14 protein-coding genes are annotated in these 15961 nt (G+C 41.1%); 6 read left to right on the top strand and 8 right to left on the bottom strand.

The window, feature by feature from the left end:
- Positions 1 to 2: 2 nt before the first annotated feature.
- A complete protein-coding gene (locus tag BM043_RS00065; RefSeq protein ID WP_092788210.1) occupies positions 3 to 2510 on the bottom strand; it encodes a TonB-dependent receptor domain-containing protein in 2508 nt (835 codons plus the stop codon).
- 259 nt (positions 2511 to 2769) lie between these two features.
- Between BM043_RS00065 and BM043_RS00060 the strand changes: the two genes are divergently transcribed.
- The 3 genes from BM043_RS00060 to BM043_RS00050 all read left to right on the top strand — a co-directional run bounded on the left by BM043_RS00060 (position 2770) and on the right by BM043_RS00050 (position 5307).
- Positions 2770 to 3852, top strand: a complete 1083-nt coding sequence (locus tag BM043_RS00060; protein WP_245752865.1) for a sensor histidine kinase — start codon at positions 2770 to 2772, stop codon at positions 3850 to 3852.
- The gene (locus BM043_RS00055; RefSeq protein WP_092788209.1) at positions 3849 to 4595 is read left to right on the top strand and encodes a LytR/AlgR family response regulator transcription factor; all 747 of its coding nucleotides are present in this window, start codon (positions 3849 to 3851) and stop codon (positions 4593 to 4595) included. Before BM043_RS00060 ends, BM043_RS00055 begins: the two co-directional genes overlap by 4 nt.
- A 235-nt stretch (positions 4596 to 4830) precedes the next feature.
- On the top strand, positions 4831 to 5307 hold the full coding sequence (locus tag BM043_RS00050) for a nucleoside deaminase (protein ID WP_092788208.1): 477 nt from the start codon (positions 4831 to 4833) through the stop codon (positions 5305 to 5307).
- Positions 5308 to 5369: 62 nt separating this feature from the next.
- Here the strand turns inward: BM043_RS00050 and BM043_RS00045 are convergent, their stop codons facing one another.
- The 7 genes from BM043_RS00045 to ffh all read right to left on the bottom strand — a co-directional run bounded on the left by BM043_RS00045 (position 5370) and on the right by ffh (position 12071).
- On the bottom strand, positions 5370 to 6503 hold the full coding sequence (locus BM043_RS00045) for a 6-bladed beta-propeller (RefSeq protein WP_092788207.1): 1134 nt from the start codon (positions 6501 to 6503) through the stop codon (positions 5370 to 5372).
- A 24-nt stretch (positions 6504 to 6527) separates the two neighbouring features.
- The gene (locus BM043_RS19300) at positions 6528 to 6767 is read right to left on the bottom strand and encodes a hypothetical protein (protein WP_143071008.1); all 240 of its coding nucleotides are present in this window, start codon (positions 6765 to 6767) and stop codon (positions 6528 to 6530) included.
- A gap of 109 nt (positions 6768 to 6876) precedes the next feature.
- Entirely contained in the window at positions 6877 to 8064 is a 1188-nt protein-coding gene (locus BM043_RS00040; protein WP_092788206.1) for an ATP-binding protein, read from the bottom strand.
- Positions 8065 to 8226: 162 nt separating this feature from the next.
- Positions 8227 to 8577, bottom strand: coding sequence for a hypothetical protein (locus BM043_RS00035; protein ID WP_092788205.1), 351 nt, complete (start codon positions 8575 to 8577; stop codon positions 8227 to 8229).
- A gap of 24 nt (positions 8578 to 8601) precedes the next feature.
- Positions 8602 to 9081, bottom strand: a complete 480-nt coding sequence (locus BM043_RS00030; protein WP_092788204.1) for a hypothetical protein — start codon at positions 9079 to 9081, stop codon at positions 8602 to 8604.
- The gene (locus tag BM043_RS00025) at positions 9063 to 10490 is read right to left on the bottom strand and encodes a hypothetical protein (protein ID WP_092788203.1); all 1428 of its coding nucleotides are present in this window, start codon (positions 10488 to 10490) and stop codon (positions 9063 to 9065) included. The genes BM043_RS00030 and BM043_RS00025 overlap by 19 nt, the downstream gene beginning before the upstream one ends.
- Before the next feature lie 243 nt (positions 10491 to 10733).
- Complete coding sequence (ffh, locus tag BM043_RS00020; protein WP_092788202.1) at positions 10734 to 12071, bottom strand: signal recognition particle protein; 1338 nt, start codon at positions 12069 to 12071, stop codon at positions 10734 to 10736.
- Between the two features lie 149 nt (positions 12072 to 12220).
- On the opposite strand from ffh, the gene BM043_RS00015 reads away from it, so the two are divergent.
- The 3 genes from BM043_RS00015 to BM043_RS00005 are packed head-to-tail and all read left to right on the top strand — an operon-like array spanning position 12221 to position 15866.
- Complete coding sequence (locus BM043_RS00015; RefSeq protein WP_092788201.1) at positions 12221 to 14635, top strand: glycosyltransferase family protein; 2415 nt, start codon at positions 12221 to 12223, stop codon at positions 14633 to 14635.
- Positions 14619 to 15335 carry a class I SAM-dependent methyltransferase gene (locus BM043_RS00010; protein ID WP_092788200.1) on the top strand — a complete coding sequence of 239 codons (717 nt, stop codon included), beginning with the start codon at positions 14619 to 14621 and terminating at the stop codon, positions 15333 to 15335. The genes BM043_RS00015 and BM043_RS00010 overlap by 17 nt, the downstream gene beginning before the upstream one ends.
- 6 nt (positions 15336 to 15341) lie before the next feature.
- On the top strand, positions 15342 to 15866 hold the full coding sequence (locus BM043_RS00005) for an FKBP-type peptidyl-prolyl cis-trans isomerase (RefSeq protein WP_092788704.1): 525 nt from the start codon (positions 15342 to 15344) through the stop codon (positions 15864 to 15866).
- Positions 15867 to 15961 lie beyond the last annotated feature (95 nt).

The following is a 15961-nucleotide window of genomic DNA, read 5'->3' as shown; positions in this document are numbered from 1 at the left end:
TTTTAACGATTATTATTCTGCATGTTTTCCATGCCACCACCGCCGCCTTCTTTCAAGTCGTCGTTGGTTACCGAGCGTCTTCTTCTTGGACGATCATCCATGCTGAGTTTTCCGATTCGGTAGCTAAAGTTGATCTTGAAGTTCATATTTCGGATCGCGCTGGTGCTATTCTGAATGATAGTCGGGGTGATGGTTTCGTTTCGGATGATAAATTCCTTTGCCAAGAAATTCTCTACTCCAAAACCTACACTTCCTCGCTTTTCTTTAAACTGCTTATTCATACTCAATCCGTAAGCTGCAAATCCTCCACTCGTTCCCTGAAGCTGAACTTGTCTGCCTCGGGCAAAAGTAAAGAGCTGCACCTGCCAGTTTTTAGGTAAGGTATAGTTACCAAACATCCGTCCACTGACTACCCAGCCTTCATTTTGCGCAGCAAACAAAGGATCGGTCAATCCATTGTCCAGAATCGCATAGTACAAGTCAAATCCACCGTTTAGCGAAAACTTGTTATTGATATTGACATTGGCGAAAATATTGGTACCCAAAGCCTGCTCTTGACCGATATTTTCAAACGTAGTCGAGATGATTCCATCATCAATCACATTACGGATGGACTGAATCGACCCAGTAGTATTTCTGTAAAAACCAGTGAAATTTATCATCGTTCCTTTGATGAACGTCGAGTAACCCAACTCATAATTATCGGTCAATTCTGGATCCAAAAGTGGGTTACCTTGGCTAATCTGAAGCGGGTTAGAAGCTTCGATATTTGGATTCAAAAACCTCAACGATGGACGCTGAATTCTACGGTTATAGGCCGCTTTGATCAAATTACCGTTCTTTAATTTTCTACTTGCATTGATACTGGGCACCAATGTCCCGTAGCTTGGGATATCTGCTTCCAATTCGGTTTTGAAATCCGCATTGATCGTCGTGTACTCGTATCTGACACCTGGCTTCAAAGTATAATTTTCCAAGAATTTAAAGGTATAGGACAAATAGCCAGCTGTCACATTTTGATCATAGCTAAACTCATTGCTCAAGGTTGGGTCAAGCAATTCCTCGTAAGGACCTTCCGATCCTTCTGCTTCGAAATAGGCAAAATCAGAATAGGCTTTTCTCAAAATATTTTTTGCACCGTATTCTAGAATTTGGTTTCCATCTTCCCCGAGTGGGTTCACAAAATCCAACTGAATTGTAAATTCCTCATTTCTGCTGGGGTTATCATTTCTCAATCTGGAATTAATGGTTTCCAAATCATCATTGAACAAGGAATTGACAAAGGAATTTTCCCGATTGTTTCTACTGTAAAGAGTCAATAAACTTACTTCTTTCCCTTTCTTCTCATAGGTTCTGGTATAGTTCAGGCTCACATCCACAGAGTTTGACTCATCGATGGTGTTGGTTTCCCGAAGGGCACTTCTCACCAATTCGTCATTTACAAAAGTCTCCGTAAGGAAGTTGTTTTGCCAGTTTCTGGAGTTTCTGATTCCAAAATTTACGGCACCTGTCAAGAAATTAAACTTGTCGATTTCGTAATCGACCCCAAAATTGTATCGGCCAAACAGGTCTCTTCGCTCGGTATCGGCTGACTGTGCAATCGTCGATTGATTTCCATTGGGATCGATCAGCTGCTGTTCATTGTCAAAACTTCCAAGAATATTATATCCTGAGCGTCCAAATCCTCCCAGCGAAAAACCGAATTTGCCTTTTCGGGCACTTCCGTTTAGTCCAAGGTTTGATCCTCTTAATCCTACGCCACTATTCACACTCAAAGTCAAGCCTTGAAGATTGTTTTTCTTGGTGACGATATTAATTACCCCGGAGGTACCTTCCGCATCAAATCGGGCAGATGGGGAGGTTATTACTTCCACTTCTTTAATCTCGTCAGCCGGAATTTGACGCAAAGCATCAGTAATACTACTGGCCGCAATCGCCGAAGGTCTGTTGTCAATCAAGACGGTGATATTGCTACTTCCCCGCATGGAAACGTTTCCATCCAAATCAACAGATAGCATCGGAACTCTCCGAAGGACATCGGTCGCATCTCCACCGGCGGTGGTCCGGTCGTTTTCAGCTTTGTAAATGGTTCGGTCAACCCGCTCCTCGATCAGTTCGCGCTGACCTTGGACGGTTACTTCCTCGAGTGCCAAACCTTCGTCAGACATTTTGAGATTTCCGAGATCGGTATCTCCTTTAGTCGAAGTGATTTTGATTTCGTCTACAACCAGGGTTTCATAGCCCAAAAAGGTCAATTCAAGTTTGTATTCTCCGGGTTCGAATCCGGTGATAAAAAACTTTCCATCACCATCGGCAACCGCTCCGGAAAGACTGACCGTTTCTCCTTTTTTATACAATGCTGCGGTAGCATATCCGACAGGTTCTCCCGTACTGGTATCGATTGCCACGCCTATGATTCGAGCTGGCGTATCTTCTTCTTGTTCTTGCGAAAAGGCCATCTGGGCCGTCAGCACAAAAATTAATGTAAATAGACTGAGTAGTTTTTTCATGGTTTGTTTTCAAATAAGAGGGCACTCACCCAATGGATACCCCAAAGAAAGAGGCTTTGTTTCGGCTTATTTTTAATACTAGACGAATCAGGCAGATTCATCGACAAATCCCCAAAAAATCACTTCCAAACACAAAATATCAACTAAACAAGCTTTGGTCTATTCAAATCAGCAATTCGCCGTCTAAATCTGGGAGTTGGTAGATTAGTATTGAATAAAGCACATTCTTTGTATTAGTTTGCACCTGAATATCAAGTGTATGCCCGCAATAAACTCCAGAAAAAATCTATCGATTCTTATCCACGTCTTGGGATGGATCATGCTTTGCATTGTTTTGCTGCTACTATCTCCACTTTCCTGGCGGATGGGAGAAATCGAATTGCCGATCGCCTTCTGGTGGAAGCAGGTTTTCCTTGTTTTCGTCTTAGTGGCCATTTTTTACACCAATGCCCAATCGATCGTTCCAAAAATCCTTCTTCAAGGAAAAAATTACTTGTACCTTCTTTTGGTTTTGGCTGGAGCGGTTTTGTTTTATTTTGCTGTGGTTTACTTCGAGCAGCTGATCCAATATCCTAGGGCCATGCATGAGCTGTTTAATCCTGACAAGCCATTTGTACCGCACAAGCGCTGGCTGCCCGGGGATGTTTTTCAGCTTTTACTTTATATGGTTTCTATTGGACTCAGCACTTCTTTGGCTTTGGTCCAAAAATGGCAAAACGACGAAGCCAATCGTCAAGAGCTTGAAAAGCAACGCATCAATACCGAGCTTTCTTACCTGAAAGCACAGATCAATCCCCATTTCTTTTTCAATACGCTAAACAATATCTATTCACTCACCAATCTGGACATCAAAAAAGCCCAGGAGGCCCTCTTGAAACTTTCGCGGATGATGCGCTATGTGCTGTATGAAAATCAAAAAGAAACCACGCTTTTGAGCAAGGAAGTAGATTTTATCCGGGATTATATCGAATTGATGAAAATGCGCCTGACCGAAAAAGTTAAACTCAACATTCAGCTCGACGAGCCAAAAAACAATCAATCCATAGCCCCGATGCTGATTTTGCCATTTTTGGAAAATTGCTTCAAACATGGCATCAGTTCTCAGAAAGAATCAGAAATTTTCATCAAACTGGAAATTATGGGCGACACGGTATTTTTCGAAACAAAAAACTCGATTTTCCCCATCAATCCCGACAGCCCCGAGGCAAAGGAAAGTGGAATCGGATTGGCCAATACTCAGCGAAGATTGAGCTTACTTTATCCCGACAAACACAAACTGAAATTTGGTAATGACGAAAGTCAAAACCAATATCATGTCCACCTTACACTCAGCCTTTCATGAAACTCAAATGCATAGCGGTTGACGATGAGCCTTTGGCACTGGACCTAGTCTGCAAGTATATTGAGCAGACTGCTTTTCTAGATCTAGTGGGCCGATTCAGCAGTGCGATCGATGCTTTGGGGTTTATCAATCAGCAGGAGGTGCAGTTGATTTTGATGGATATCCAAATGCCTGATTTGTCGGGAATGGAACTTGCCCGCGTGTTGGACGGAAAGAAAAACTCCGATCACAGCCGGATTATCTTCGCAACGGCCTATCATCAGTTTGCCATCGAGGGCTACAAAGTTGATGCCTTGGACTACCTCCTTAAACCCTACAGCTACGAGGAATTCCTCAATGCCGCCACCAAAGCATACAACTATTTTGAGCGGCTCAAGGAAAAAAAAGGAACACCAGCGACCGAGGAAAAAACACTTTCTCCAGAATACATTTTTTTAAAAGTAGAATATCAGCTGGTTAAGGTCATGCTTTCCGACATCACCCATGTCGAGGCTTACAAGGATTATGTGAAAGTTCACCTCCAATCCAAAGCCTCACCTCTGCTTTCGCTGACTAGCTTAAAAAGCATGGAAGAACTCCTGCCCTCCGATCGCTTTATGCGGGTTCATCGATCGTACATTGTCGCGTTAGAACATATAGATTCGGTTTCGAAAAACATCATCCATATCGGCAATCATCAGGTCAGTGTCAGCGACAATCACAAAGAAGCATTTTTGGAGTTTATGAGCCGGTGGATGAATTAAGTCAGATCATAGAAACAAGAGATTAGAAATAAGAAAAGTAATGTTTTGCTATAAAAGCATAGCTAGCACTTACATATACTGAGAACAAAAACTGTTTTATAGGAGAAATTTTAGAAAGCTGAGCGAATTTGAAGACAATATTGTATTAGTTCAATGTTTTCATGCTCCTGACAGGATCAAATAAGAATTCGAAATTCATCTCTCCATTTCTACATTTAACTTTTATCTTTATAGAATGACCGATTCTCAGAAAGAGTTTATGAAAATGGCCATAGAGCTAGCCCAAAAAGGCATGGAATCCGGACTAGGCGGACCTTTCGGCTGCATCATAGTCAAAGACGGAAAAATCATCGGAAAAGGATCCAATAGTGTCTTGAAAAACAATGACCCAACCGCACATGCGGAAGTGGTCGCTATCCGAGATGCCTGCAAAAATCTAGGGCATTTCCAGCTCGAAGGCTGTGAAGTCTATACTTCCTGTGAACCTTGCCCCATGTGCTTAGGAGCTATTTTCTGGGCGCGACCCAGCAAAGTCTTTTATGCCTGCACCAAAGAAGACGCAGCAGATGCGGGATTTGATGATGACTTTATCTATGAGGAGATCAAAGTCAATCCAGTCGACCGCAAAATCCCCATGCTCAATGGAATGCGGGAGGAATCCCAAAAAGTCTTCGAGATATGGAAGAAGAAAGAGGATAAGAAGGTGTATTAGATCTTATAAGAGGAGGGAAAAAGAAAAACAGACCGATTTTCCAAAAGCAATTAAAGCTTTATTTATTCAGGAGTACAAAACAATAAAATTGGATTTTCAGCCGCTACATTTATTCCCAACTCCCGGGATAAATTTGAAATATCACTCGAACTCATCACTTCAATTTGTTCAGGGTTTATAGAATAGATCATTTCATCCCCTTGATTCCTTCCTACAAGTACTACGTCTACTGCTGTCCCCCCGATGGAAACTGACTTGTAGGTAGTATTTTCTCCCCCTTTTTTATCAATGATGGTATGCAGAAATTCTCCATTTTGAAATGACCCGACAAAATAGGACGTGAAATAGAAGTTGGGAGACTCTACCAAAGAAAAGGAATGTGCTTTTTTATCCTCATCATTTTGGATCAATTCAAACATTCGGTCTTGGTCATTTCCTATTTCTCTTATTTCATCTTCCTCGATTTGATACCGATCAAAATCCAAAAAAACATCTTCTTCCCTCAAAAAATCAGTGGTGTACCGTTCGATTTTTCTGCTCAAGGGATAGATTACTGAAATCTTATCATTGAGAAAAGTCATCGACCGGTCATTTCCAAAAGCCAAGCCATCCAATTCATTTTCAAGTGGAACTTTTAAATCTAATGATTCGGTGAGGAGATTAAGAACCAGAAATTTTGCTCCTGAAGATCCACTGGTAAAAAACACCAAATTATCGGAATCCATAAACTCAACGGAGAGGATAGAACTTGCCAAGCTCCTTTTAATCGGAACTTCCTTAACCAAATTCCTTTTTGAATCAAAAATCAACACTTTTCCCAGGCCTCGATCCAGCAGAGCAATTTTTTCTGTCTTTGAGTCAATTTTCAAATCCCAAATGGAACGATATTCCCCAGGTCCCTCTCCTTTTTTATCAATGAATGACTTTACATTTCCTTGATAATCGACAAAGAAAACCTTTTCTTTTTTGGTATCCGTGTAAATGAAGCCCTCTTGAAATGGCATCATTCGATAAATCGAATAAAGTCCTGTTTTTCCTACTAATGACAAGGTTTTCACTTTCCGAAAAATCTGATCCAAAAGCAAGATTTTAGCTTGAGGCTGAACCCTAATTTGCTCAGGAATGGTATAACTTTCATAGCTTTTACACCCCAATATAAGCAGGACCAAAAACCCTATTAAATTTAAAATTCGCATACTTTTAAAATAATGCCTTCATTTTTATCCCAAACCAGGATCTTGTTCCTCTGTATCTTCTTCACATTCCTTTTCGCAATCTTCAGCAATTTGACAACTTGACTCACAACTCGATTGAGTACCATAACAATGATTTTCTCGGGTAAAAGTTGTATGTCCATTGGACCAGGTTTCTGTACAGAAATACCTCGTCACATCTGCATAAGAAGTGTTTTGGGACCAAATCCCAATAAAAAGAAGAAGTGTTACAATTAGTTTTTTCATAATTAACTCTTTCAAAGTGTTTTCGAAAGAAAGAAAGAAAGAACCAAATTTTTAATGAAAAAAAACCAAGCCATTCTTTTAGCACCTTAAGCTTAAATTTTCTTCCTTCTCAATACAAAAATCCAAAAGCCCAAAGGGGAATTCGATTTGCATTGCCTGTTTTAATCCCATCCAAGGCTAAATAGGAATTGGGAACTCCCTGAATTTGGTGTGCTGATTTATTTGCCCCGCCAACCTCGAAGTAATACTGTTGATCCACTCTAAAGTCTCCAAATTTTGGAAAACTCACCTGATGCAAAACCTGAAGTTGATTGAAAAAGAAAGTCTCTCGAATATTTCCTTGATTTACTTCAGTTGGACTTAATGCATAGGCCAAATTTGGATTTTGCAGGTATATTTTTTCAGGCTTTTGCAAAAAAGAAACTCCATGAGTAGCCGATCTCAACAAATTCAGTATTTGTGCCTGATGAAGCAAGTCTAGTACTTTTAAAATGGTATTTCGAGAGACCTCTAACTTCTCTGCCAATTTGCTGACATTCGGAATAAAAGGTACCGATTCACTAATGATGTAGAGGAGTTTTTTCATGGTTTGGATCGTCTTATGTGTCAAATCTTCAAATGGGGCAATATCCATTTCTAAAACGACATGAATAGTCTCAATCAGCCTACTTGCATATAACTCCTTACTTTGCCTATAAAATGGATAATAACCATAAAGGAGATATTCCTGAAAAACAGAGAAAATATCAATCTGATCAGAGATTAATGTGGTAATTTCTTGGGGATTTTGAAGCAACTCATCCAATTCAACTGCTGAAAATACCAGTCCATTTTCCAAATGGATAAACTCCCTAAGAGACATTCCAGCCAATTGATATTGGGCTGCTCGTCGTGATAGGTCAGCATTGCCTTTAGAAATCCCTAAAATAGAGGAGCCCGAAACAACAAAATAAGCATCCGAATATTGATCAAATAAGGTCTTCAAATCAGCGGACCAATACGCATATCGATGAACCTCATCCAAAAAAAATCTTCGATAACCCTTTTGATACAGTTCTTCAACCAATTCTACCAGCCGATTTCCTTCAAAGTAAAAATCATCCAAACTGAGATAAATGGACTCCTCCCTTTTCTCCGATCGCATTTTCTGGAGCATAAGTGTAGTCTTTCCTGCGCCGCGATGTCCCAATATCAGGATCAATCGTTGATCCCAATCTATTTTCTGAAACAGATAACGAACGAGAGGAAAACTCAAGTCATTTAATTTCCGATTGGAATATGTGATAAGTCTATCCATATTGTTTTTTATACAGAACAAAAATACATTTTGTTTTCTATAAAAAACAATTTTTAACTTTGTTTTTCGCAAAGAACAAATTTAGAAAATCGCGCACCAAAAAAACCCGATCCTTTAAGACCGGGTTTTGATTGATTTCTATTAATTCGGCAAATTTTCAAATCACAAGGGTGAATAGGAAAACCCAACACAAATATCCAGATCAACATTCCCTCCCTCCTCATTTAAAATGGTATAATGGAAGGTAGGACTATACTGATCTCGATTCGTGATCAGGGTATCCACACTTCCAGCAGGAATGGAGAATTCATTGAATTGAATTTCATTTTCAAGCTTTCCCTTCAGTTTTATTGAAACTGCATAAATCCCATCATCCATCTTTAGCCCACTGGGAATAGAATCCTGAAATTGGGTTTCAGAAGTAAGGATTGAAGTACACTTCTCATCAGTGGTCCTAAGGCAGGAGCTAGTGATGAATAAAACAAAAATCGCTAGTAATTTTAATTTTGACATAAAGGATAAATTTTCGTCGCAATATTAGCTTCCTCTCCTCCCAGACACGATTAATGGCTCCTGGAATTGAGCACAATCGATCCCCTCAAACTTTACAAGTGGTACCATACTTTTAATCCCCTCCTCCAGATTATCCTCCAATTTAAGCGATCTGTGCATTTTTACCAAAATGGGATATACCAATAAACAGCCCTTGAACATAGTTAAGTCAATATTTGCTAAATTCTTGGTGAAATTCTCTTGCATTTTCTCATCAATTGGTTGAATATCTATACCAAAAGAGCTTTCAAGTTTGGATACTTTCACTTTTTCATCTTGGGATATAAAAACTAGTAAAGTGTATCCTAAGTACCTTTTATTCGAATCAGATGGATGAATTTTTAAAACGACCTCTCTGATTAAAACGTTATTGAAATCTTGGATATAGACACTTTTTGTAATCTCTTGAGAGTAAGCATCAAGAATCACTATGAGTTGAATTACTGCTAAAATAAAGGCGCGCATTTTGTTCCCTTTTGACCAGATCTATGCATTCTATTTTCAAAATAAATCCCCTCTGTATTACCTGTTCCATCCTCTCCATATTTAATGAAGTTTGGAACCAAATCAAAATTTAGAGTTTCTTCTAGTCCTCCCCAAGACAAGGCTTTTGCTTCATTTAAACCCATTCCAAAAATATTCATTAAAGTTTGGGATAATGTATCCAAATATTGACTTGCCATAAGTCTATGCTCATTAGAATCTCCACCTAAATCTTCATCAAGGACTAAAGTAAAATAGGCATGAAGAAATTCATGAAAAACTGTTGCCATAATGTACTCTTTAGAGGAATTTTGAAGAATATTCCTATTTAACTTAATAGTCAGATCCCAATTTCCATTTACCCCAAAACCACTATGTGTTCCATCTATATCGTTAGGTAGATGATCAACATCAATAATTGTTATGTTCACATTCTCTGATTGAGCAAAACAAGATTGGATAATATCTGAAATTTGAGTCTTAAAATCTTGAGAAATTGCCTCCTGCACAGGGCCTCGAATGCAGATATTCCTAACATTATTCTCTATTTTAAACAATTCCTCTTCTTCTTCATCCTCCTCCTCACACTCTACAGGTACATCCAAAATATTCCCTTCAGGTTGCTCACATTCATTACCGCTTGGCGGAGTACCTCCTCCCCCACCACCTGTATCAGGATCTATGGGTGAAGGAGGAGCTAAAACATATTCGCACTCAACTCCGGTGATATCTCGACCATCTTCCTCGGGAGTAGTACAGCCAATCCCTTCAAAACAAGTGTAGGTGTACCATGTCATCTCTATTACATAACAATAAAGTGTACCTGATGAAATTCTCGAGGATTTACTGGTGGTTTTTGATTTGAGTTCTTTTAATCGGTGAGTTTTGACTCCATTCTTTATACGCCATCCCCCAATAAAATTACCGTTCCATCGGTAGAATCGATAAACGCCGGAAAAATCTTCGGGAATAGATTGATAAGCACCCCGATGAAAATCCTCCTGCTCAAATTGGAAATTTGGGTCATCAGGATAAATGACCAAAAAATAAGGAATATAAGTTCCATTTTCTTTTGGGTACAGCAGCAAGGTTTGAAGCACCGAATTTCTAGACAATGCTTCCGTTTTCAAATGACTGGGAATGTCAATTTGCTCAAAATCAAACCTTACTTCGATGACTTTCTTTCCATCAGCTTGTCGGTAAATCTTGGATTGACTCCAATCAGGCTTGCCTTTAGCTCTAGACGATTGTCTAGCGTTTCCAACGGATTGATACTCCTTATCAAAGCTTTCATACCAGCTTTTGGCTGCTTCAATCTCAGGATTGATTTTTTGAAAAGCTTGCTCATTTTCATCTTCCAGGCAGGAAGATAGCAGCAATACACCCAGCATCACTGCCCATACACCCTTCCAATTAAATTTTGGTTTGGTTTGGTTTGGTTTGGTTTATAAAACATATTTATTAAAAGTTTAACAATCGCAAAAAATAGTTTTCAATCGAAAAATCCAAGAAAAAAATCATAAAATAGTTAGTCGAATTACTTACACCCTTTTTTTATTTATGAAAAAATCTATAAAAAAACCCCGATCCTCTCAGACCGGGGTTTTCCTATTTTTGACTTTTTACTTCAGCCTTTATTTTCTTCCCATTCCGGGCATGATTCTACTCATGGCTGCTTTGGCTCCACCCATTTTGTTCATCTGCTTCATGAGCTTGCGCATATCCGAAAACTGCTTCATCAGATTGTTCACTTCAGTGATATTGCGACCCGAGCCTGCGGCGATGCGCTTTCTTCGGCTTCCGTCGATGACATCAGGATTTTGCCGCTCCAGTGGAGTCATACTTCGGATAATCGCCTCGATCGGCTTGAAGGAATCATCATCGATATCCATGCCTTTCATGGCTTTGCCCATTCCGGGAATCATCCCCATCAAGTCTTTGATATTCCCCATCTTTTTGACCTGCTCCAGCTGTGAAAGGAAATCTTCAAAGTCGAAATTATTCTTTCGGATCTTGGAATTGATCCGCTTGGCTTCATCCTCATCAAAGGACTGCTGCGCACGCTCAACTAAGGAGATCACATCTCCCATGCCGAGGATTCGCTGGGCCATTCGATCGGGGTGGAACACGTCAAGATTTTCCATCTTCTCACCGGTAGAGATGAATTTGATCGGCTTTTCGACTACATGGCGAATGGAAATCGCTGCACCCCCTCGGGTATCACCATCAAGTTTGGTCAAAACCACTCCATCAAAATCCAAGCGCTCGTCAAAGGTCTTCGCCGTGTTCACCGCATCCTGACCGGTCATAGAGTCCACGACAAAAAGTGTCTCAGATGGATTCAAGGCTTTTTTCAGCGCCTCGATCTCATTCATCATCTGTTCATCCACTGCCAATCGACCCGCCGTATCGACCACTACCGTTTTCTTGCCTGTTTTCTTGGCATAGGCAATGGCATTATTGGCAATTTCAATGGCATTTTTATTTTCTGGCTCAGCATAGACTTCCACGCCAATTTGCTCTCCCAATACTTTCAACTGATCAATGGCCGCAGGTCGGTAAATATCGCAGGCTACCAACAGGACTTGTCGACCTTGTTTTTTCAGAAACGCACCGAGTTTCCCGGTAAAAGTCGTTTTACCCGAACCCTGCAAACCAGAAATTAAAATAACGGCAGGATCACCGCTGAGTTTGATATCCACCTTGGATCCACCCATGAGTTTGGTCAGTTCCTCTTGGGTGATTTTAACCAAAAGCTGCCCTGGTGAAACAGAAATCAATACATCCCGGCCTAGGGCCTCAGTTTTGATTTTATCGGTGACTTCTTTGGCTACTTTATAGTTAACGTCAGCGTCAATCAAGGCTCTTCGGATTTCCTTGACCGTGGTGGCAACGTTGATTTCGGTAATTTTTCCCGTTCCTTTCAGAGTTTTGAAGGCCCGGTCCAGTTTCAAACTTAAATTATCAAACATGTGGTTTTTCCGCTATTTCCTGCAAAAGTAATGAATTTCACGGGCGTAGGAAAGGGGAATACTTCGTAATCTGAGGCAATGTGGGCGAGGGTTTGCCTTTTAATTCCTAATTTGCGGAGATTCTGAATTATCGACGAAAATCACCATCCATGCAGTTGAATTTTCAAAAAGAAGTTTTGCCCCATTTTATCGGGATTGCGGTTTTTTACCTTTTGGTAGTGTTTTACTTTTCTCCCCTCGTTTTTGAGGGGAAGGTCATCTTTCAAAACGATATTCTCCAGTGGGAAGGCTCAGCAAAGGAAGTGCTTGACTATCGGGAGAATACGGGAGAACAAGCCCTTTGGACCAATTCCATGTTTGGGGGAATGCCCGCTTATTTTATCAGCCTGGAGTTTCCAGGAGACATAACCAATGCCTTGGTTTCGGTACTCACATTAGGTCTTCCCCACCCGATCAATGGCCTCTTTTTTGGAATGCTCGGGATGTATGTTTTATTGTTGAGTTTTCGGGTTCGACCGCTTTTGGCAATTGTAGGATCCATTGCCTTCACTTTTAATACCTATAATTTGCTTTCGTTGGAAGCAGGTCACAATGCCAAAATCTGGGCGGTTTGTCTTATCCCGCTGATCATTGCAGGAATTCATCTGGCTTTTGAGAAAAAACACCTACTCGGAGCCGCATTATTAGCTTTAGGGCTTTTGCTTCAGCTCAAATTCAACCATCTCCAAATCACCTACTACACCCTACTCACTTCGGTAATCTATGTAGTAGTACGGTTGGTTTTTGACTGGAAAAAAGACAGTCTGGCTCAATTGGCAAAAACATTTCTTTTTCTGATCCTAGGGGCGATTTTGGCTGTCGGTGGAAATATGGGAAGATTGGCCACTGCCTTGGAATACAGTCCTTACTCCACAAGAGGTGAGGCGACTTTGGAAACGGAATCCGGAGGATTGGATAAGGATTACGCCTTCAGCTGGTCCAATGGCAAGCTCGAAACCTTGACCCTACTCATCCCAAATTTCTACGGAGGAGGGAGCCAAACTTCGCTGGAATCCGATTCTAATTCCGGTCAAGCATTGCGCAGCAATGGTGTGGACAATGCACAGGCCCGGGGTTTCCTTCAAGGAGCGCCAACTTACTGGGGAGATCAGCCGTTTACGGGAGGCCCGATTTATGGTGGGGTTATCCTTGTTTTTTTAGCCATTCTCGGAATTTGGGCAGCACCCAAGGAAAGCTTGATCGCCTTCGGTACCATCATCATTTTCTCCTTGATGCTGAGCTGGGGAAAAAACCTTTCCTGGTTCAATTACCTGCTATTTGACATTCTCCCAGGCTACAATAAATTCCGTGCAGTTTCGATGGCTCTGGGCATGACGCTTTTTGCGATTCCCGTACTTGGGATGATTTCGCTGGAGCGATTGCTGGAGCGAAAAGAACTCAAACCACTTTTGATTTCAGGAGCTACCGTTGGCGGTTTGCTTTTGATATTGGCCGTGGCTGGTGGAGCATTTTTCCGATTTGATGCAGCTGTAGATGCTAATTTGCCCGATTGGTTGGCTTCTGCGATTCAAAAAGATCGAAAAGAATTATTATCTGCTTCAGCCTGGAAAAGTCTGATTTTGGTTATCGCAGCTTTTGCTCTGATTTATTTTACTTTAAAAGAAAAACTCTCTCATACCGTTTTAGGATTGTCACTCACTGCCTTGGTGATCGGTGATCTTTGGGTCGAAAACCGAAAATACCTCAATGCTGAATCATTTCAGGGAAATCCGGCGAGACAGTTTTTTGCCGAAACTCCAGCCGAGCAAAAAATCGGAGCCGATGAGGGATATTTTAGAGTCTTAAATTTAGGAGAATCTCTCACTCAAGGCGCACGAACGAGCTATCGTTTTTACAGTTTGGGAGGCTATCATGGTGCCAAATTGCGACGTTATCAGGATTTGATTGATTACCAGCTTCAGCCCGAAATGGAGGGATTTATAGCCAAAGCACAGGAAGGTGATTTTGATTGGAACGGGATTGGAGTCATCAACATGCTCAACACGAAATATCTAATTGCTGGTCAGGATGCCAATTCGGTTTTTGAAAACCCGGAGGCGAATGGACCGGCTTGGGTTCCCTCAGAGATCATTTCGGTCAGTTCCAACGAAGAAGAAATCCAACAAATCGGAGAAATCGATACCAAAACCCAAGCAACTTTCGCAGAAAGTCAAGGACAAGTCAATGAAGGAAGTGGCACGGTCAGTCTTCAGGCAAACGGACCCAATGAACTCCGCTACCAAGCCGATATGGATACGGGTGGATTGGTGGTTTTTTCAGAGATTTTCTACCCCGAGGGATGGAAAGCTACTATCGATGGAGAAGAAGTGGATATTTTACGAGTCAATTACCTTTTGCGCGGACTAGAGGTGCCTACGGGTAGCCATGAGATTTTATTTCAATTTTCGCCCGGCAGCTATACCGCGACGAAGGTTCCGATGGTCATTTTCCAATATTTAATCGCCTTAGGTTTGATAGCGGGTGCCTTTTTCACTTACAAAAATCAGTATGGAAGAAAAGGATAAAGTCGTCAGCTTTTATGATCAGTTTTCTGAAAAGCAGGAAAAAACCGGTATTAATTCCCGCCATTTGAGCATTTTGGATAAGGTGATGAAGGCTGGACTAAAACCTCATCACCGGGTCCTTGAGGTGGGCTGCGGAATAGGCACGGTATCCCATCTCCTCGCCAATCAAGTAAAAAACGGGGACGTCCTTGCTGTGGACATCAGTCCCGAAAGCATCGGGAAGGCGCAGAAAATCTGGGCGGATCAATCCAATCTTCAATTTGAAGTCTCGGATATGTCTGATTTTAGCAAGCCAGGTCAGCACTATGATTTTTTTGTATTTCCGGACGTATTGGAACATATTCCGGTCGATCAGCATCGCAGACTTTTTCAGAATATCCAAGCACATTCTCATCAGGATTCGGTGATTTTCGTTCACATTCCTTCCCCGAGATATTTGCAATGGATGATCGAAAATGAACCCGAAAAGCTGCAAGTCATCGATCAACCTCTGGATTCCGGAGATCTGATCAAAAGCATTTCTGAGGCTGGTTTTTATTTGGAAAAAATGGAGACCTATGCCCTTTTCTACCAAGAAAAAGACTATCAATATTTTGTGTTTCGTGCCAGTAAACCCCTTCAAAAATCAACTCCAAGAAGTAAATGGGAGGTATTAAAGGAGCGGATAAGCATCCGGTTACGAAATGGAATTATCAATTAAATGAACATGAAAATTCAAGAAAACGCAGTAGTGGGCTTGACCTACGAACTCAAAGTCAGCAAAATTGAAGACGATATCGAATCAGTCCCCTTCAGTGTGGAGGTTAGGGACGAGGAAGATCCTTTTTATTTTCTTTTTGGTCAGAGTGGACTTCCTGAGCGATTTGAGGAATTGCTTAATGGAAAGAAGGAAGGAGATGGTTTTTCTTTTAGCTTATCCGTTCAGGAAGCCTATGGCGAACCGGATGATGAGCTATTGGTCAATCTACCCAAAAGTCAATTTTCGCAGGAACGAGGATTCTCCGAAGACATGGTTAAGGAAGGGGAATTTTTGCCTTTGATGGATGAAAATGGCTATCCGATGCAGGCCAAAGTATTGAAGGATTTGGGAGAAAGTGTCTTGTTGGATTTCAACCATCCTTTGGTAGGTTTTGATTTGCATTTTGAAGGGACCGTCATCGAAGTTAGGGAAGCCACACCTGATGAAATCGCACATGGACATGTGCACGGGGAAAACGGAGAAGAAGAGTAGGAAGTTTAACCGTTGTAATCAGAAGAATATCATCTTTACCTTCCGAAGGATTTTAACCCTCGGAAGGTTTTTTTAATGAAAGCTCATTTATCTAT

The organism is Algoriphagus hitonicola, assembly GCF_900113375.1.
Taxonomy (GTDB): Bacteria; Bacteroidota; Bacteroidia; order Cytophagales; family Cyclobacteriaceae; genus Algoriphagus; species Algoriphagus hitonicola.
This window is presented reverse-complemented; position numbering and strand designations above follow the sequence as displayed.